The sequence below is a fragment of the Halanaerobium hydrogeniformans genome (assembly GCF_000166415.1).
GTDB lineage: Bacteria > Bacillota > Halanaerobiia > Halanaerobiales > Halanaerobiaceae > Halanaerobium > Halanaerobium hydrogeniformans.
Genome location: NC_014654.1, coordinates 1202737 through 1224007, shown reverse-complemented (window position 1 = coordinate 1224007; position 21271 = coordinate 1202737). Strand labels below are relative to the sequence as shown.

The 21271-nt window shown below is 31.2% G+C and carries 13 protein-coding genes and 1 pseudogene; 1 reads left to right on the top strand and 13 read right to left on the bottom strand.

Features of this window, described 5'->3' with window-relative positions:
• Positions 1–55: 55 nt before the first annotated feature.
• Entirely contained in the window at positions 56–1852 is a 1797-nt protein-coding gene (locus HALSA_RS05450) for an alpha-amylase family glycosyl hydrolase (RefSeq protein WP_013405595.1), read from the top strand.
• Positions 1853–1975: 123 nt separating this feature from the next.
• Here the strand turns inward: HALSA_RS05450 and HALSA_RS05445 are convergent, their stop codons facing one another.
• The 13 genes and pseudogenes from HALSA_RS05445 to HALSA_RS12795 all read right to left on the bottom strand — a co-directional run bounded on the left by HALSA_RS05445 (position 1976) and on the right by HALSA_RS12795 (position 21256).
• The gene (locus HALSA_RS05445) at positions 1976–3682 is read right to left on the bottom strand and encodes a glycoside hydrolase family 3 protein (protein WP_013405594.1); all 1707 of its coding nucleotides are present in this window, start codon (positions 3680–3682) and stop codon (positions 1976–1978) included.
• A gap of 29 nt (positions 3683–3711) precedes the next feature.
• Positions 3712–4398: an HAD family hydrolase gene (locus tag HALSA_RS05440; protein ID WP_049773859.1), complete on the bottom strand. Its 687-nt coding sequence runs from the start codon at positions 4396–4398 to the stop codon at positions 3712–3714.
• A 3-nt stretch (positions 4399–4401) separates the two neighbouring features.
• Positions 4402–4554 carry a hypothetical protein gene (locus HALSA_RS12800; RefSeq protein ID WP_160143055.1) on the bottom strand — a complete coding sequence of 51 codons (153 nt, stop codon included), beginning with the start codon at positions 4552–4554 and terminating at the stop codon, positions 4402–4404.
• A 122-nt stretch (positions 4555–4676) separates the two neighbouring features.
• A complete protein-coding gene (gene uidA / locus HALSA_RS05435; protein ID WP_013405593.1) occupies positions 4677–6470 on the bottom strand; it encodes a beta-glucuronidase in 1794 nt (597 codons plus the stop codon).
• 72 nt (positions 6471–6542) lie between these two features.
• Positions 6543–7886, bottom strand: a pseudogene (locus tag HALSA_RS12975) (MFS transporter).
• A 175-nt stretch (positions 7887–8061) separates the two neighbouring features.
• A protein-coding gene (locus tag HALSA_RS05425; RefSeq protein ID WP_095522093.1) for an IS3-like element ISHahy2 family transposase occupies positions 8062–9188 on the bottom strand; the annotation gives its coding sequence in 2 pieces (ribosomal slippage) (positions 8062–8936 and positions 8936–9188; 1128 coding nt in all).
• Between the two features lie 342 nt (positions 9189–9530).
• Positions 9531–12011, bottom strand: a complete 2481-nt coding sequence (locus HALSA_RS05415) for a GH39 family glycosyl hydrolase (RefSeq protein ID WP_013405592.1) — start codon at positions 12009–12011, stop codon at positions 9531–9533.
• A gap of 163 nt (positions 12012–12174) precedes the next feature.
• Positions 12175–13485, bottom strand: coding sequence for a glucose-1-phosphate adenylyltransferase (locus HALSA_RS05410; RefSeq protein ID WP_013405591.1), 1311 nt, complete (start codon positions 13483–13485; stop codon positions 12175–12177).
• A gap of 171 nt (positions 13486–13656) precedes the next feature.
• Positions 13657–15423: a diguanylate cyclase gene (locus HALSA_RS12425; protein WP_013405590.1), complete on the bottom strand. Its 1767-nt coding sequence runs from the start codon at positions 15421–15423 to the stop codon at positions 13657–13659.
• 36 nt (positions 15424–15459) lie between these two features.
• Positions 15460–16908, bottom strand: a complete 1449-nt coding sequence (locus HALSA_RS05400) for an ATPase domain-containing protein (protein WP_013405589.1) — start codon at positions 16906–16908, stop codon at positions 15460–15462.
• 48 nt (positions 16909–16956) lie between these two features.
• A complete protein-coding gene (locus tag HALSA_RS12420) occupies positions 16957–20358 on the bottom strand; it encodes an HD domain-containing phosphohydrolase (protein ID WP_013405588.1) in 3402 nt (1133 codons plus the stop codon).
• A gap of 287 nt (positions 20359–20645) precedes the next feature.
• A complete protein-coding gene (locus tag HALSA_RS05390; protein ID WP_013405587.1) occupies positions 20646–20831 on the bottom strand; it encodes a hypothetical protein in 186 nt (61 codons plus the stop codon).
• Between the two features lie 248 nt (positions 20832–21079).
• On the bottom strand, positions 21080–21256 hold the full coding sequence (locus HALSA_RS12795) for a hypothetical protein (protein ID WP_160143054.1): 177 nt from the start codon (positions 21254–21256) through the stop codon (positions 21080–21082).
• Positions 21257–21271: the final 15 nt, after the last annotated feature.

Sequence of the window (21271 nt, the reverse complement as noted above, 5' to 3'; positions counted from 1 at the left end):
TTTTCATAATTTTGCTATAATTATGTTTACACTACTTAAAGAAAGAGGGTTGATTATGAGAAAATATAAATCGATAAATTTAAAAGAAATAACAAAAGATAAAAAATATTTTAAATCACCAGACGCCTGGGATGAAGAAATTTTTTATTTTTTACTTGTTGATAGGTTTAATTCACATCAAGAAGATTATCCCTTATATGACCCAAACAAAGATTATGAAAATGCAATTCAAAATGAAACTGATAAAGACAAATGGATTAAAGCTGGAGACAAATGGGTTGGAGGAACTTTAAGAGGAATCATCGAAAAATTAAATTATTTAAAAGATTTAGGAGTTACTGTGCTCTGGATAAGTCCTGTGCTTAAACAGCCTAAATTTTCTAACAATTATCATGGTTATGGGATTCAAAACTTTTTAGAAATTGATCCTCATTTTGGCACTAAAGAGGATTTAAAAGAGCTGGTAGATAAAGCACATTCAATGGGGCTCTATATTATATTAGATGTGATTATTAATCATTCAGGTGATGTTTTTGCCTATGAAAATGATAACCCTGCCTATAATGGCCAAGAATATAAGGTTAAGGCTTTTAGAGATGAAACTGGAGAGCCAAATATTGACCCAGAAAATCCTGATTATGATAAAAGCTGGCCTGAAGGAGGAGTTTGGCCCCAGGAGATATTTAATTTAGAAACATTTAGCCGTAAAGGCTATATTACTGATTGGGATAATGATCCTGAATATAGGGAAGGTGATTTTTATTCTTTAAAAAACATCAACACTGGTACTGGAGATATAAAAAATTATCATCCTTCTCAAGCATTAAAGATTCTTACAGAATGCTATAAATACTGGATCGCATATGCTGATTTAGATGGATTTAGACTTGATACAGTAAAACATATAAATCCTGGAGCTGTACGCTATTTTGTACAAGAATTAAAGGAATTTGCCCAGACAATAGATAAAAAAGATTTCTTTATTGTTGGAGAAATCACTGGAGGAATGGAATTTGCAAAAATGATCTGTGAGAAAACCGGTCTTAACGCTGCTTTGGGAATTAATAAAATACCCGAAAATTTAGAATATGTTGCTAAAGGATATTATCCTCCCGAAAATTATTTTTCGATTTTTACCAATACTGAGCAGATGGAGGAAGGTAAACATCAATGGTATCATAAAAAAGTAATGACCATGCTTGATGATCATGATATGGTTTATAAACAGCATCATAAAGAAAGATTTTGCGCTGACAAAAAAACAGCTCCTTTATTAATCAACGCTGAATTTATTAATTACTTTACAGCTGGCATTCCCTGCATTTATTATGGAACAGAACAGGGTTTTGATGGCAATGGTGACAATGATAAATATATAAGAGAATCGATGTTTGGCGGTGATTTTGGAGCTTTCAGAACTAAAAACAGGAATTTTTTTAATAAAAATAATCCGATTTATCAGGAAATTAAAAATTTTGCTGATATTAGAAATGAATATGTTCATCTTAGAATCGGTCGTCAGTATTTAAGAAATATATCAAAATTTAATGAACAGGAATTCCATCTACCCTCTTTCGATGAAAAGAGATATAAAGAGATAATCGCCTGGTCCAGAGTTTTTAGCCAGGAAGAATTTCTTTTAGCAGTAAATTGTAATTTAGAAAATGAAAAAAGCGCAAGGGTAATGGTTGATGGAACCCTCCATCAGCCAGGAGATAAATTTGAGTGTATCTACTCTTCTGAGAAAGAACATGTTGGAAAAGAGATAGAGGTAATAAAAACTGATACATGGAATCAACATCTTGAAATCCATATCCCAGCTCAGGGAAGAATAATTTATAAGTCTATTTAAGCTTTAAGAACATCTATTCATCATTATGCTAAATATTACTTATTTATAAGCAAAAGACCCTACAAAATTAAATGTAGGGTCTTCTACTATCTATATTAATTTAATAAGGAGCTAATTAAAAAATCATCTTCTTGCTTCCCAGGTATCACACCAAACATTTTCATTATAACTGCCTTTAAATTCTGATTCACCCATAATTTTTTCAATACTTTGTCTGATAACTTCTCTTGTATTAGAGTGGGCATTTATAAATGTTTTTATCATAGGTACATCAATATAATGATTTGTAAAGTTTAAAGAAACAAATACTGTAGGAATTTCAGCAGCATACCAGGGTACTTCATTAGCCATAGGAGCTTTCCATTGGATACGATAATTATTTTGTTGAGCATAACCTCTTACATCGGCAAAAACGAAAGCAGCATCATAATTATCTCGATAATCCATTATTTTACCTTTTTCTCGACCTTCACCCTCATTTAAATCTACTTCAAAACCAACTTTTTCTAACTCTTCAATAATTATATCTCTTGAAGCAATGTCACTATTATAAATTCCACCTAATTCTCCATATAGATAATATAATTTAATTCTTGGGTGAGTTTCAGGTGTTATTGGCAATTGATTTAAACTATCTTTAACCAGAGTAATACCTTTATCAGCGGCTTGAGCAGCCATATCTAAATGTTCTTTTTGGCCGATTATTTCTAAGTTTTCTTTGGCAGGAACAAGTTCATTTTTCTCTGCTTTTTTGTGCAGCTTAATTGCTGCTTTAAGACCTAATATTCTCTCTAAAGCTTCATTTAATCTTTGCTCTGTAATTATTCCATTTTTATATCCATCTAACATAAATTGAAAATCTTCTTCAATATCATTAAAGAAAAGGAACATATCACAACCAGCAGCTATAGATTTCGGTACATAGTCTTTTCTCGGCATAGCAGCTGTCATACCAAGCATATGGGAGGCATCAGTTAAAATTAACCCATTAAACTCTAATTTATCTCTCAATAAATCATTTAATAATTCTGGTGCCAAAGTAGCTGGCATAATATCCTGATCACTTAATTGTGGGTTTAATTTCTTTTGATACTCAGGCATTGCGATATGGCCTGCCATAATACTCATTAAGCCATTGTCAATATGATGTTTATATACTTTACCAAAAGTATCATCCCATTTTTCTGGTTCAAAATCATTTATACCTAAAACAAGATGTTGGTCTCTTTCCTCTACTCCATCCCCCGGAAAGTGTTTAACACAACTTGCAATATCACTTACTTCACTATCTTTTAATCCATTTAAATAAGCTGAAGTATATTTTATTACTTTTTCTGGAGTATTTCCATATGCTCGAGTATTTACAATGGTATTTCTCCAGTTATATAAAATATCAACACAGGGATCATAGTTCCAATTTACACCAAGTGCTGCTTCTTCACGCCCACTAACCAAACCGGCATTATAGGCTACTTCTTCATCTTCTGAAGCTTCTGCCATTGCTCCACTGGCTATAAATGTACCATCGGTACAGGCTCCATCTCCACCATTATCACAATTAGCAGCAGCTAATAACGGTATTTTAGAGTTTGCCTGCATTTCTTTAATAAAATTATATACTTCTTCAGAACTTTTGCTGGCATAACGAATACCACCAACATGATAATTTTTGATTCTTTCTACATTTTCTGGATCATCAAGCTCACCATGAAAACGAGTAATAAAGAGCTGTCCAATTTTTTCTTCTATAGTCATTTCTGCAATTGTATCTTTAACCCACTTTATATCATCATCATCTAAATAAAACGGTTTTGCTTTTAAATTAACCATCTTTCTCCTCCATTTATGCTAATTTAATATTAATTTAAAACTGATTTAAACTCAGCTATTAGTTCTGATTCATATTTTCCTCTGTAAGTACCAGAGAAAAACTTATCTGAGGCTTCTTCATATAATAACTGCCAGGATTTTTCTTCTTGGCCAGCTAGAATAGGATAAAATAAAACTTTATTTTCTTCAGCTGCTCTAAAATCACCTAAGGCATCACCTATCATCAGTATTTTATCTTCAGCATAACCTTTAGCTTTTAACTTTTTAATATTTTCAGATTTTGAGCCTGATTCCTGACCTAAAATAATCTTCACATAATTATCCAGTCCATAACTCTGCCATTCATCCATTAATGCTTCAGTATTTGCTGAAGACACAACAGCTAAATCTGCCTTTTTTTTCATTTTTTCAAGAGAAGCTTTAACTCCACTGAATACTTTAGAGATATCTTTTTTAAGCCTAGAAATTTCTATATTTAACTGTTGACTCCACTCTAAAGCTAATTTAAGATCTTCATTATCCTCTTTTTTTTCTATTTCTTTTTTTAAAGCTGGATTTGATAATTCTTCACTATTTTCTACCCAATTCTCGAGATTACTAATCTCAGGTAGCTTTAAACCATCAGCATTTAAGGCTTTAAAAGTTTCAACTAGACCTCTAAAGCGATTTATACCTCTTGTATTAGAATATAGATTAATTTCATTCCATTTTTGCAAAAATTATTCTTTAATCTCGATTAAATCCCATACTTCTACTAGAACGGGACCAAAACACTTTAAATGTTTTTCTGTCATAGTATCTATTGCTGAGCCATCAGAATCTATACAAAGCAGATAATCCGATTCTTTTTTAAAATTATCTATCGTATTCATTTTTTCACCTATCTTTTATAAGTTTTGTCACTTATTGTTATTGGTACCAGGTACCAAGTGCTTGGTACCTGGTATAACAACTTTCGCATCTAAGATTTATTTTTTGGTACCAGGTACATATACTAAATTTTTGACCATCTTTTTCTTAAAAGATGGGCTGCCATTTTAGGCTGTCTATCTCTGGTAAATGCACCTTTTTTATTACCATTGACTCTTAAAATCCCTTCAACAGTTTGAAAATCTGCGAAATTCCACATCTGTTCTCCAACTAAAGAATCACAGTTATCAAAGACTTTATGTTGAAGTTCTAAATATTCATTCTGATATTCTTCAGACCACTGTACTGAAGGAAGTTTATGAATTCCAGCTTTAGTGTCTGCACCATATTCTGTCATCAGAATTGGTTTTCCTTCTTTTTCCCAGCCTGCAAGTTCTTCTTCAAAATCTTTTTGTGCATATTCGAGCTCAGAACCACCAATTATATACCAGCCGTAATAGCGGTTTAAAGAAATCACATCTGCAAATTGAGCAGCCTTACATTTTCCATAAGGAGCTGTCATTATATTGGTAAAGGTTAAAGGTCTCTCCTGTGGATCAAGCCCTCTGGCAAAGGAAAAGATATCTTTAAAATATTCTTCTGCTCTCTCCTGAGCACTATCAGGTTCATTTGCCAGACACCACATGACAACAGAGGCATGGTTTTTATCTCTTTTTATCAGTCGTTCAATTTCTCTTTTGTGATTTTCTTTGGTCTCCTGATGTACAATTTCCTTATCAAAGAAATCGGATTTCTTACCGGTACCAGCTGCCAGGAAGTTCATATTCATATCAAATAAGCCGACTGCTGGAGTCTCGTCAATAACCACAACTCCACGGCGGTCACACATCCGATAAAATTCTTCATCATAGGGATAATGAGATGTACGGACTGAATTAGCATTAATCCAGTCTAAAAGCTCAGCATCTCTGATCATTACTGCAGGATCAAATCCACGACCATTAATCTCACTATCTTGATGTTTACCGAAACCTTTAAAGTAGAACTGCTCTCCATTTATTAAAAATCGATTGCCTTTAACTTCAACTGTTCTGATTCCTACTGGTAGTGGATAATTATCAACAAGATCTCCATCATTTAATAAATTTACTTCCAACTGGTATAAATATCCCTCACCAGGCTGCCAGAGCTTAACATCTTCTACTTCAAGCTTAGCTTTAGCTCCAGTAGCTTCAGCAACTATATTTCCGGCTGCATCTTTTAATTCAACTTTTATTTCTAAATCACTGCTGCTTTCTATTTCATATTCTACCAAACCAGTACTTCCGTCATAATCTGTAACTGTAGTAATATCATATATATAGTCTTTGGGTAAAATCTGTAGTTTTACTGCAGAATGAATTCCAGCATAGTTATAGAAATCAAAATAGGGAAATAATCTTTTTTTACCATTATCATACTCTTTTACCTGGCCTGTTGGTATAGTTGTTAAATCAAGCTCATTGTTTACAACAACTACAAGAGTATTTTTCTGCCCAAAGTTACCGGCTTCATTAATAATTGCACCAAAAGGCATGTAGCCTCCCTCATGTTCTGCAATTTTTTCGCCATTCAGCCAGACTTCAGCTCTGTGTGTAGCACTACCAAAACGTAAATTTACATTTTTGTGCTGCCACTCTTCTGCTAAATAAAATTCTGTTTGATACCAGACATCTCCAACATGTTCTCTAATATCTTTATCTGTAAATAGATCATTATAACTTGAAGGAACAGGAACTTCACTGTAATTATCTAAGCCATTTTGCCAGCCTTCTTTTCTTCCTTTTCCTTCATAATCAACTTTGAATTTCCAGATTCCTGATAAATCTACTACCTGTCGAGTTGAAGACTCAGCAGGATATAAAAATTGCGATTCCATTTTTATCACTCCATATTTAAATCAGGAGCAGCCAGGGCCGCCCCCAATTATAATTTTAATTATATTTAATAATTATACAGCATCTGCTGCAGCTTGTTTTTTCTCATCAAGTGCATCTTGAATCTTTGCCATTTCTTTAGCATCTAGTTTATAGAACTTCATTGCAATTAACGAAGCTACATGGCCAATTAGAGGTAAGCCTAAGATAATAAACATTATTGCAACCTCAAGACTTGTAGAAACTGCACTATTGGGTGGTATGCGAACTCCACCATAACCTGCCATTGCGATACTTAAACCAATAACTACCGTTCCTAAAGAAGAAATCATTTTATCTACAAAAGAGAAAATAGTTCCAATAAAACCTGCCATAAACTTTCCAGATCTTAAGCTTTCATAGTCAGTACAGTCTGCGATCATCGGGATCACAATATTACCTGCAAGCTGACTTACAGAATATTGAGCTCCCAGAACAATCAATAGAATCCAAACTCCTGTAGTCATTTCTCCACCATCTATAACTGGAGTTAGTACTAAAAGAGCAATAATTAAAAATGTTCCAATCCAGGTTAAAGTAACAAAAGCATTTTTAAGTCCTACTTTTTCAGCAAATTTAACCCCAATATAGGTTACTAAGATCGCAGGTCCCATTACCCACATTTCAAAGCGTCCCTACAAAGCAGTGTTGTAAAGAATATTTGAGAAAAAGTAAACAAATCCAGCTCTTCTAGCCGTTAAAGCAAGCTTATCAGTAGATGCGGCAACAATTAACATTTGTAAAGGTCTATTATTTTTTATTACATCCCAGGCATCCCCAAATTTAACTTCGACCTTGTTTTTAACATCTGAAAGACCAAAAAACTCTGTCTGATCTTTAGACCAGATTCCAATTATAGCTAAAATTATCATTACAAAAGAACCAGCCATAAATATTACCGATACATGTGACCACAGTTGAGGGTCATTAACATTCTGAGCATAATTTGGAGCCATAACTGTCATAATTAGGTAGGTTGCTCCAGCAAATAAAACAGTGTTATAAATAGAATCAAAAAATGTAAATAATGGACGTTGTTCCGGATCGTTTGTTAAAGCGGCCTGTGCACCTCTTGTACAGGCTGTTTGAAAAGTATAGCCAATAATTGCTATACCATAAAGAGCTGCAGTGTAAATATATTTCATATTTGAAGCCCATTCTGGTGGTGTATTAAATAGTAGAATTATAGTAATAACTAAAATAACATTTCCAGCAAACATAAAGGGTCTAAATTTACCAAACTTAGTGTCAGTTTTATCAAGAATAAAACCAATAAAGGGATCAGTAAAACCATCAAACATTCTCATCGCTGTTGCAATACCACCAACAATTGCTGCTGAAAGGCCCAATACATTTTGAGTGAAAAATGCATAATACATTATTAAAACAAAAGCCGTATTTGTTGCAGTATTATTTAAAGCAAATAAAGCGATCTGCCATTTCTCTGCATTATGATATTTTCCCTGCTCCTTCAATTTCTTTCTTTTCTTTTCAATTTCTTTTTTATCCATGTCTTTTAACATTAATAAGTCCTCCTTGGATTGTCAATACTTTTTACAACAATTTTTTATCGAACATTAAATATCTATATTCAACAGGTGTTAGGTAATCTAACGACCCGTGGATTCTGTGGTTATTATACCAGTTAACATAGTCAAATAGCTCATATTCCAGCTCTTCAAAGCTGTTAAATATTCTGTCATAAGCAAATTCAGTCTTAACTACTTTAAAGGCTGCTTCTGCCACTGCATTATCATATGGGCATCCTTTATTGCTTAAAGAACGCTCAATATCAAACCTGACTAAAATATCATCGATAGCTTTATTTTTGAATTCATTACCTCTATCAGTATGTAAAATATTAATTTGATTTAGTGGTCTTTTAATACTTTTAAAAGCCTCAGTTACTAATTCGGCATTTTTCTTTTTACCTGCTGCATAACCAACAAATTCACGGTTGAAGAGATCTATGATCAGACAGACATAGTTCCATTTTCCTTTTACATTAACATAGGTTAAATCACTGACAACAACGTCTAGAGCTTCTTCTTTGTTAAATTCTCTGTTTACAATATTGGCAATTTTATCTTCATTACAGCTTGGAGAATGAACTTTGTATTGTTTTTTAGTATAAGTAGAAACTAGATTATATTTTTTCATTATTTTACCTATTCTTCGCTTGGACACCTGATAACCTTTTTTAGCTAATTCTCTTTTGATTTTTCTGGTTCCATAGTGATTTCTACTTGCTTTGTAAATGGAAATCACTTCGCTTTCTAGTTCAACATCAACCTGTTTTTCTTTAGGGGTATAATAGATCATACCCCTTGATATATTGAGTGCTCTGCACATGGCGCTAATACTGTATTTATCCCTGTTTGCCTTAATAACTGCTACTTTCGTCCCATTATCAGCGCCGCTTGCTTTAAAATATCATTCTCCATTTTTAACTGCTTGTTTTCTTTTTGTAATTTAATTAATTCTTTTTCTTTATCAGATCTATTATCTTTAGCGCTGAATGAACCTGAGTTATTATAGTCTTTTATCCATTTATGAAGTGTGGACCTTGCCATTCCATATTCATTGAGTATTTCAGTTTGATTTTTACCATTATTGGCCAGAGCAACAACTTTTCTTTTGATTTCTTCAGGATATTTTGTAGGCATGATATTTTCCTCCATTTTAGTTTGTTATTATCTTATTATATCATGTCCGAGAAAAAACTGTTTAATTAATTATACCCGATCCACCTTATTTTTTAAGTTTTATTAAATTCTCCCGGGGAATTTAAATGAGCAATTTTTTATTATCGGACTTATGTTAGCAAAACTAACTCTTATATCAATCACTAATAACATTATAAAATAATAATAATAATATGTCGCTTCTATTTTTTAGTAAAATTTAATTTTTATTTTCGCACTAAGAAAATAAAAAAGTATAGAAAGAAAATAACCCAAGAAAAAGCTAAAATTTAATAGCTTTTCTTTGGGTTAGCTAAATAAACTATGAAAAAACTTGATTTACACCGAAAATTGTTTTTTCAAAACGATAAATTCAAGTGAATGAGCTTCTAAAACAGTATTAATCTCAAATTCGCCACTTAAGTTTAAATATTTTACTTTTAAGTCAGGATATGATTTATATTTAAGATATTTTATTTCGTGTTTGCTCAATTCAGGCGGAGCTCCCATTTTAAGCCATTCATCAAAAGCAGAACCAGAGTCTCTATTCAAAAAATACCGATTCATTTTATACTTGCCACTTAAATTTAATAATTTTAATTCAAAGTCCAGCGGATCTTTTTTTTCGAAAACCTGATATCTTTCATGTTCATTAATTAAACTATAATCCGCATTTTGATAACTCTTACTTAAATAAGCATAATTATAAATAATGATCTGGATATCTTCTCCCTCTACAGTCACAATATAGTTGTCACCCTGATCAATAATTTTGCTGCCTAATTTAGATAAAATAAGATAGGCATAATAAGCGGATTTTTTGATTCCTTCAGTATTTACCAGGCCTCTACCACCAAAAAAGGGAAGCTCATTTATAGGCCATTCTGAAATTAAATCAGATAAATTTAAATAGCCCAGACCATCTAATTTATGCTGAAGTTTTAAAGCATTGTCGACTATATAATTTGCCATAAAAGCAGTATCATGAATATATTCTTTAGGATTCCAGCTTAAATTCCAACGAGTAGAAATCAATTCTGTCTCTGGATAAAATTCTTTTAACATAGACTTAATTTTTTCTGCCTTCTTAAAAGAATAATCTTTTTCTTGAAATTTAAATTTAATATTTTCTAAAGTTCTCTCTTTATAAAAATCTCTTAAATTAATCTCTTCTTCTATAGCAGGAATAGCATTATGATATAAATTAATATTATAAAAATCAAGGGGTAAGTTGTTATCTGCCGCATATTTTAAAAACTTTTTAGTCTGTATTTTATTTTCCAAAAAACTGTCAGAAGCTGGACCAACTTTTATATCTGAGGAAATATTTTTTATCTTAACTGCTGTGGCAGCATAAAAATCAAAATATTCTTCTAGAGAAGCAGCCCAGTGAAATCCTCGATGAGGAAGCTCAGTCCAGACTTGAAAGTACCATTTTTTTATTTCATCAATTCCATAACGATTTATCAAATGAATAATAAAAGCATCAATTAAATCAAGCCAATGGTTAATATTTTTTGGAGGAGAAAAATTAGCCTGATAATAGAAAATAGTTTTATCCTTACTGGCAAGTGCTTTAGGCATAAAACTCAGACTAACAAAAGGTTTTAAATTATTTTCTAAAACAAAATCAAAAATATTGTCTACTAATTTCCAGTTATAATGTATATTATCCAGATTATCACCTTTGATAATTTCTAAATCATCATTAAAAATACCCTCAAAACGCAGATACTCAAATCCAATTCCTTCCTGCAAATCTCTAATTTGCTTTCTCAAATTAGAATCCATAATACTCTGTGCTGTTCCGGCATTAATCAGTTTCTGCCAGACAGGATTGATGGTTTTTTTAGAATGCCCTAGTTCAATTTTGATTTCTTTTTTGAATTTTTCTTTTCTTTGTAATTCCTTTTTTTCATAAGCTCTAATAACATGCTTAAAATAAATTATAAAAAAGTCTATTTCGCCAAATTCTTCAACTAAAGAGTCTTTTTTGAGTTTTGGATATTTTTTTCTAACCTGTATAGGACTTAAATTAAAATATTTATTAAAAACTCTGTAAAAGCTTTTTATATTATTACATCCTGTTTCTAGAGCTATCTGATTAATATTTTTATCTGTATAATAAAGTTCATACAGTGTTTCTTCAAGGCGTAATCTATCTAAATAATTTTTAAAGTTTATCTCCATTAAAGACTTAAATTTTTCTGATAAATATGAACTATTATAATGAAACTCATCTGCTATACTGTTTAATGTTAAATTTCGATTATAATCTTTTTCAATCTTTTCTACAACTTTCATGACAATACTATTTTGTTTTTGCTGGTAAAAATCGTCCTTTCTTTGATTGTGAATACAGTATTTATTATGCAGTAAAGTTAAAACTTCATCTAAAGTAGGTTTTGAATTTTCATGAAGTTGATAATCCAGCTGAAAATAATCTTTTGCTAAAGAGGCAAGTAAATATTTTAGATTATCTAAACTATTGCTATTATTTAGATAAAATATTTTTTCTTCAAAATCTAGTTTAAAATCTCTTAAATATTTTGTTTTAAAATCAAAAACAAGAAATTTAGCATCTTTACTTTGATTGATTAATTTAAAAGGTGAATATGAATTAATTATCTGCAGTTCTTCTTCTTTTAAATTGCTGATTTCTTTAGCATCAGAATAATAATTGCTGCTCTCAAAAGTAATATTACCTTTTAAAACCCAAATCAATTTGAAAGATCGGTTAAAAATCTTTTTCTTACTAAGAGAATTAAGAGAAATTTTATATGGTACTCCAAATATGAAATTTATGTTTTCACAGGTCATAATTTAAACTCCTCAAAATTAGTTTTCTCGAAAAAGAATCACATTATATCTATTAATATTTTAACACTAAAATTAAATTTTGACAAATATAACCACTTAAATTAACTTCTTTTAAAAATATTTAAACAAAAAAAGCCCAGGAAAACCTGAGCTTTTAAAAAAGCTAAATATTCAATTCTTCAATTGTTTTTTCATCACCTTCAGCAATTTTTTTGCCAATACCAGAGGTTATAGTACTACCACTGCTTATGTCTTTGCCATCAAAGCTATTTATTCCAACATATGAGTGAACTCTACAGTTTCTTCCCATTTTTGTTTCGGCTGGGACTTTAGCCCTTTTTGCAATAACATTTAAACCATTTGCTAAAAGATCAGGTACTTCTTTGTTTGGAGTGTAATCATCTCCATAACCTATTTTGCAGTTTTCTTTTATTTCTACCTCTTTGTCAATAATTGTTTTATCTATAACTGAGTTGCTGCGGATTATACTGTTATTGAAAATAATCGAATCTCTAACAACTGCACCTTTTTCTATATATACTCCCGGACTTATTATCGAATTTTCTACCTCACCATTAATAATTGCTCCATTGGAGATAAGGCTGCAGGAAGCCTTCCCGTATCTTCCGAATTTTGCAGGTGGTTTTTCTTCACTTCTTGTCTGCATTTTCCATTCCTCATCATAAAGATTTAACTCTGGAATCGATTTTACAAGTTCAAGATTAGTTTCCCAATATGAACCAAGGGTTCCTACATCTCTCCAAAAACCATCATATTCATAAAGATAAACATTATTTTCTTCGATCATTGGGGGGATAATATTATGACCAAAATCTGTACTTTGATGAGTACAGTATTTTTTTAATACCTCTATTAAAACATCATATTTAAAAACATAAATCCCCATTGAAGCTAAATTACTGGGAGGATCAACAGGTTTTTCTACAAAATCAGTAATTTTCTTCTCCTGATTACAGTCTAAAATGCCAAAACGACTGGCTTCTTCATATGGTACTGGCTGAGCAGCAATTGTTAAATCTGCATCTTTTTTGATATGATAATCTACCATTTTACCGTAATCCATCTCATAAACATGATCTCCTGATAAAATAATAACCTGATCTGGAGACTGGTTTTTTAAATAACTTAAATTTTTATAAATTGCATGAGCGGTTCCCTCATACCAATCTGTCTGACCTGGCTTGCCTCTAAAAGGCTGCAAAATGGTTACACCACCTTGTTTTCGGTCAAGATCCCAGGGTTTACCAATACCAATATGATTGTTAAGAGAATGAGGTAAGTACTGTGTTAAAACACCAATATTGAAAATATCAGAGTTAACACAATTGCTTAAAACAAAATCAATCAATCGAAACTTACCAGCAAAAGGCACACTTGGTTTTGCTCTATGAGCCGATAAAAGATCCAGTCTACTACCTCTTCCACCTGCTAAAATCAATGCTAATGTTCTCATTCTTATACCCCCTTAATATTAATGCAGTTTAAACTGAATATATAGAGAGTTCTAAAAAATGGGAAATTATTTATTTTGCTTATATAAATATACTTCTAGATTTCTCTCTGTTTTCCTTTTTAAATATTCAAAATATTTAACATTAATTCAAGTAGGGGATAGACAAAAAGTTTAATTGTTTTTGATAAATTCAATGAATTTATCAGCTAACTCTGGATCAAATTGAGTTCCAGAACATCTTTTTATCTCCGCTAAAGCCTCTTCTTTACTTATTGCTTTACTGTAGGGAAGATCATGAATCATTATATCATAGGCATCTATTATAGAAATTATTCTGGCGAGATAAGAAATATCTTCTCCGTCAAGATTTCGAGGATAACCACTACCATCCCAGTTTTCATGATGGGCAAATATATCTTCAGCTACTACAGCAAATTCTTCTGAGGCTAAAGCAATTTTATAACCCTGTTCTGAATGATTTTTAACGATCTTCCATTCTTCTTTGTTTAGCTCAGCTGGCTTGTTTAAAATCTTTTCGCTAATATTAGTCTTACCTATGTCATGTAACCTGGCCAGTAGAGATAATCTATTCAATTCAGAATTAGAAAGTACTAAACTTTCGCCAAAATCCAAAGCTAATTTTCGCATTCTATCCGAATGCTCTTTTGTTTCATGACTTTTAGCTGCTAAAGCATTAAGTAAGCCCTGGACAATATTACTTTTACTGCTTCTGCTTTCTGATAATTTGTTTTGATACATTTTATCATCTGCTTTTTTTAAAACATCTGCCAGGTTTTGCTCAGACTTGTTTTTAGTTGCTGTACCTAAAGCAATAGAGATAGGAAATTTTTTGTCTTCTGACTTTTGAATTTCTTCTCTAATTCTCTTTAATATTTTTTCTGTCTGCTTTTTACTGGTCCTGGGCAGCAAAAAGGCAAACTCATCTCCACCCTGACGGGCTAGAATATCTTCTTCTCTGATAGATTTTTCTAAAATTTCTGCTGTTCTTTTTAATAATTCATCACCTTTTTTATGTCCGTAACTGTCATTAATTAATTTTAAACCATTTAAGTCAGCCATAATAACACTTATTGGCAGTTGTCTTTCTGTATCCAGTCTTTCCATTTCTTCTTCAAAAAAACGCCGATTATAGAGATCGGTTAATTTATCTTTATAAGATAAATACTCTATTTCTTGTTGTTGTTCTATTCGTTCTGACATATCAATTATAATTAATGAACTTAATTTAATATTTTTATATTTTGATTCTATACTCTGTATATCCAGCCATTTGTGTTTATCTTTTAACTGTAGTTCAATTGTGGATCTGCTTTTATCAATTTTTTTCCTCTTATTAAAATATTGATCTATTATATCTTCAGGGAAAACTTCAACTATATTTTTATTTATAATATCTTCCTTCTTTTTTTCTATAATACTTGAAAATGTATCATTAACATACTTTATTTCCCTGTTTTCCAGTAAAATACATATCCCAGCCGGATTATTATCTATTAGTTTTTGAAATATCTGTACAGTTAAAAACATACTTCTAATACCCAGTAATTTTTTTATTCGAGAAATAAAAATCCTTTGTTCAATGGGGATCTCGATTATTTCATCTATTATATTAAGATACTTATCAGGTATATCTTCGATAGCAATTCTAGTTATTAAAAGCAGAGGTAAATAAAGAAAGCTGCTCTTGGTTTTTTTGATTTCAAAAATATCTTCCTCAAATTTTTGTAATCCCTGTTCATCAGCGATTATTAAATCTATTTTTTCAAGATTTTGAGAAAAATTGTTTGTAATAACTTCATGCTCTGGCATTAAATATTTTTTTAAAATATTTTGATTTTCCCGATGAGATACCAGTAAAAAAATCCTGTTTTTTTCTATTAAATTGAGCTTATCATCCAAAATATCTTTATCTATCAATTTTATTCAGTCTCCTTTTTATACTTTAACTAATAATCATTTTTTATTCAAAAATTCAGGATTACCACTTAATATACCTCTTAAATTTTCCAATGGTTTTCCAACCTTTATTCCCTCTTCAGTTATCTCAAATTTTCGCATAGTATTTTCAAAACCACTCATCCTCTTTTTTAAGACACCAATTGCCTTTTCCAGTTTACCCTGAATCTCTAAATATCTTAAAAATATCAGATTATCTGCTATAAAACTGGTCTGTGTATCTGTTGCCTGAAAATCACCGGTGATCATTTTTTGTTCGTTAATCATTAAAACTGTAACTCCCAGAGATTTTAAATGTTCACATAAATTATGAATCCCCGTAATCATTTTCTGCATCTTATCAGGATTATTAAAGGTTAAAAAATAACCTGCGATTGAATCAAGTAAAACAATTGAGATACCCTTTTCCTGTACATCTCTGCTTAGTTCATAAGCAAATTCAGCAGGAGTATATTCTAAAGGACTAATTTCTTTAATATACACTTTTTTATCATTTTTTAACTGTTCTAAATTGATTTTAACCGACTTAGATCTCAGCATTAAAGATTTTTGGGTTTCTTCAAAAGTATATATAATTGATTTTAAATCCTTATCACCATTAGTTTTAATAAACTGAGTTCCGAGGGTGGTTTTGCCAACCCCTGTTGGTCCGGTAATAATAGTTGTGGTTCCTTTTTCAATACCTCCATTAAGCAATTTATCTATTTCTGGAACACCAAAAGAAAGTGATTCGCTTTCATAATTATAGCTGCTTTTTATAAATTCTAATTGAGGATAAACTTCAATACCATCTTTTTTAAATTTCATGGAGTGTTTCCCTTTTTGGAAACCTGAACCACGATATTTTGTTATTTCTAAATAATGATTTTGACTTTCATAAACGATGTTTATAATTCCATCTACCATAAACTGCAGATCATCATCAGGATTTGAAGCACCTACTTCAGATGTCAATAAAATAGTGGAATCATATTTTTTTACAAACTGCATAAAAGATAAAATCTGTTTTCTAAACTTATAAGTATCTGAACTCAAATATTTTAACTGAGTAAAACCATCAAAGAAAATCCTATCAGGACTTAATTCTTCAATCTTTTGAGTCATTTTTTCAACCAAGGGTTTTTGTTCACTCTGAGCTGAGGAAAAAATGTCATAATCTTTTTTAGCAGAGATAAAGTCTTCACCAGGGCTTAAATCAATATAGTTGATTTCGTCCATGGGAAAATTATATTGCTTGCCATTTTCTTTTATTTTTTCTATATCTTCAGTCATAGTTATTAAAAGAACTTCTTCTTTATTTTTTAAACCTTCAATCAAAAAATGTAAGCCCAGGGTTGTTTTCCCGGTCCCGGGACCTCCACGAAGCAAATAAAACCTCCCCGGAATTAGCCCATCTCTTAAGATTACATCCAGACCGTTAATACCTGTAGATAGGTGTTTTCTCATATATTGACTCCTCCAATAGTTTGAATTTTATCTTTCTTTTCTGCTATTTTAATTGCTTATCATATCAACAAAATATTTAACTAACTCTGGATCAAATTGAGTTCCAGCACATCTTTTTAATTCTTCGATGGCTTCTTTTTTGCTCATAGCCTTTTTATATGGTCTACCACCTGTCATTACATCATAGGAATCAACGATGGTTAATACACGTGATAATAAAGGGATCTCTTCACCCGCAAGACCATCAGGATAACCTCTTCCATCCCAGCGTTCATGATGGTGAAGTATTTCTTCTGCAATATGAGAAAATCTGGGGATACTTTCGATTATTCTATAACCTGCTTCTGGATGAGATTTTATAATTCCCCATTCTTCTTCACTTAACTTTCCTGCTTTGGTCAATATTTTTTCAGGTACAGATATTTTGCCTATATCATGCAGCAGTGATAAAATAAATAGTTTATCTATCTGCTCATTTGATAGATCTAACTTTTTACCAAACCGTCTGGATAATTCACCCATTCTATTAACATGATTTTCAGTTTCAAAACTTTTTTCTTTTAGAGTGTTTAAAAAACCTGCCAGAACAATTCCTCTACCACTTTCTCTATCAGCAAATTTATTTATATACATCCTATTTTCAGCTTCATTTAAAACTTCAAAAATATCCTGTTCACGCTTGTTTTTACAGGCAGTACCCAGAGCAATGGAAATTTCTATTCCCTCATCAGTTTCAATTTTGCTTTCATTTATTCTGGCGATAATTTTTTCGCTTTCTTTTATTTTAGTATGGGGCAGCAAAATAACGAACTCATCTCCACCCCATCTAGCTATAACATCTTCCTGCCTGCAGGAATTTTTTATTATTTCTGCTGCTTTTTTTATCCACTTATCACCTGTTGAATGACCGTATAAGTCATTAATCTGTTTTAGATTATTTAAATCAGCCATTATTAAACATATCGGTAGATTTCGTTTGGTATCTATTCTTTCCATCATATCTTCTAGATAACTTCTATTATATAGACCTGTTAAACTATCATGAAAACTCATATAAGCTATCTTTTCCTGGTGTTTTTTCCTTTCAGTTATGTCCAGAACAAACCCCTCAATTGTAAAATCGTTTAATTGTTTATCAGAGCTGATTCTGGCATTGTCTTCTATCCATTTTATCTCATTATTTTTATCATAAATTCTGTAAACAAAATCTTTAACTTCACCATACCTCTGCAGCTGTTTTATAAATTTTTTGCGTTTGTTAGAATCCACATATAATTTGTTTTCTAAATCTTCATTATAATGATCATATACCTCTTCAGGAGTATTGAAGCCAAGCATTTTAGCTATTGTGGGGTTAACAAACAACAATTTACCACTGTAGCTTGTTTTATAGATCCCGATCGGTGATTTCTGTACTAACTGTCTGTATTCTTTTTCACTTTTTGCCAGCTTAGCTTCAGATTCTTTTTGTTTTTGCTTGGAAATTATCTTTTCTATTCCGAGAGAAACATCTGCAGTTAATTCTTTTAATAAGGCATATTCCTTATTATCAAAACGGTTTTCTTCATTTGAACAAAATACCATAAGCCCCCAGATTTCATCAAATATTTTCAAGACAAATACGCCTGTTGAACCACAGTTTTCTCCTTTTAGTTCCTGTTCTGTATCAAAGTTTAGAATAACAGTTTCTTCGTTTAAAATTGCATCTTTATAGATGTTTAAATTATCTTTTTGATAATTAAGCTCAACTTTTCTTTCCCTCAAAAATGAACAATTATAGCCAGCAATAGCTTTAACATCCAATAAATCTTTATTATCTGATACCTTTGCAATCCAGGCTGTATCATATTTACCAACATCTACTACAACTTCAACCGCCTGCTTTAGTAAATGATCTATAGAATTTTCATTGACAATTAGTTGGTTAACTGAACTCAAAGTTCTATAAATACGGTTAAACATCTTTATTTTCTTATCCATCTGTTTGTTTTCTGTTATATCTACCGCCATTGAGATAAATAATTTATTATCCTGTTCATCTAAGCCAAGGTATGAATTTTTGATGTCCCAGATTCTCTGCTGCTTTTCTTTGGTTCTAATCGTAAATTCTCCTGTGCTCACTTCAGAAATGTTTTGATAAATTTCTTTAAGATCTTCTTTATTTAAACTTTTATCATATGCTTGTTCCAGCCATTCATCTATCGTAGATATCTCAGTTTCAGAATAACCTGTTAACTCCTGCCAGACATCATTAACCTCTAATACTTCACCTTTATTATTGTGAAGCATTATCGGGAATGGAGCCTCTGTAACTGCATTAGAAAAAAGCTCTGCTTTATTTTTTATTTCTTCTCTCATTTGATATTTTTCCGTTACATTTCTAAAGACAAGCACAACACCATAAATTTCTCCTGCTTTATCTTTAATAGGTGCAGCACTATCTGCAATATGATGTTCAGTATTATCTCTGGCAATTAATTTTGTATGATTTGCCAGATCAACAGTTTTGCCTTCTGTCAGAACTTTTTTAACTGGATTTTTAACCATTTCTCCAGTTTTAGAATTGATTATTTTAAATATTTCACTAATATGACTTCCTTTTGCTTCTTCTTGATTCCACTTAGTCATCTTCTGAGCAGTTTTGTTTAGCCTGGTTACTCTACCGTTTTTATCGGTGATAATAACACCATCACCAATTGAATTTAAGGTGATAGATAGGAAATCTCTCTGCTCTTTTGCTCTTTTTTCCTGTTCAGCAATCTTTATAATATTGCTTATTTTATCTGAAAATAATTCTAAAAGATTAAATTCTTCTTTTAAAAAAGGAGAGTTATCATATTCTTCTGAATATTTGTTAAGATAGCATACTTCAATCCTACCTACAGCTTCGTTATCTATGGTTATTGCAGTTTTTTGCTGCCACTTTGTTTTCTTGAAGTTATCTGTCTTATATTCTTTATCCTGATAGTTGATTTTCACACAGAGATCTTCAGGGTGTTGATAACCCTGAGGTATTTCTGAGGCTATTTTTTTTAATATTGTATCAAGAGATCCATAAAACTCCTCAGTTATTTTAGAAATATTATTTAAAGCACTGAGCTCTTTAACCCTTTCTTCTAAATTAGAATTTAGTTTTTCAATCGAAGAGCTACTGTTATAAATATATAATGCGGCAGTTATAATTATAAATATTTCTATGATAAGTTCGATTGGCTGAACTTCTAGAATATATAAATTCTGAATCAATAAAAGTGAAATAGAAAATAATGTTGCATAGATAATACCTCTTTTATTATATTTGTAACTGGAATAAATCAGCAATAAAAAAACCAGGGGTAAAATTATTTCTACCACGGTAAATAGAGAAATGAAAATAAATAAAAGCCCTAGTATAATTAGTGTTAGATTGTTGAAGAGGATTTTTTTTAGTTCTAAATTGTTTTCCCGCATTTTCTAGCCTCCAATATAATATTGTTAAAAAATTAACCCTTCTTTTTTAATTGCTAAATATTGAAAATTGCAGTTCAGATAATTATATTTCAAATCCGGATTTGCTATTAAGTATTAAATTTTACTTATAGAATTTTTTTAGCACTATGTTCATTATATAACATTATTCGACATTATGAAAATTTATTTAATTTTTTTCCAAAAAAAATAAGCCCGGAAGCTTCCGGGCTCAATCATTTATCTAAAAACAGATGTTTTGAAATTAATAATTAAAGTATTTAATCTCTTTATGCAAAAACTCTTTTTTTATTTTTTTTAGTTTCTGCAGTTTTCCACCATTCTTTTTGAGTTCTAATTTCTCTAAATACCGGTTCTTCAGATAGATCTTTATTGCAGTGCGGACAGGGCCACTCTTCTTTGCTAGCACTTATACTTCTGCTTTCGCATTCTGGACATATTTTAATATAAACCATTATTATCAGCTCCTTTTAAAGATTCAATAACTTTATCTTAATTAAATCTTATCAGCTGAATATTAATTTTATCTTTGCTTAAGATTAAAGTTCAATTAGTTCTGCAGCTATTTAAATCTTTTCACCACATTTAGGACAGCCTTTAAATTTTTTGTGATCCCAGGTCCAGTAAGTTCCTATTTCCAGCGGATAACCCCAGCAGCCGCAATCACATTCTGGTTTTTCTTCAGCCTGACGATCACACCATTCTAACATGAAGTTATAAGTGGAATTATGAAAGATGCTACCACCATATAACTAACTCCACGGCTAAGTAATATCCCTGCTAAGGGATAAGCTATAAAGCCCGGCATCATGGTAATAGAGCCAATAACTGTGCCGACTAAACTGCCAACTAAGATATTCTGTGTCCCTAAATACTGCACTGTGAACCTCTCCAC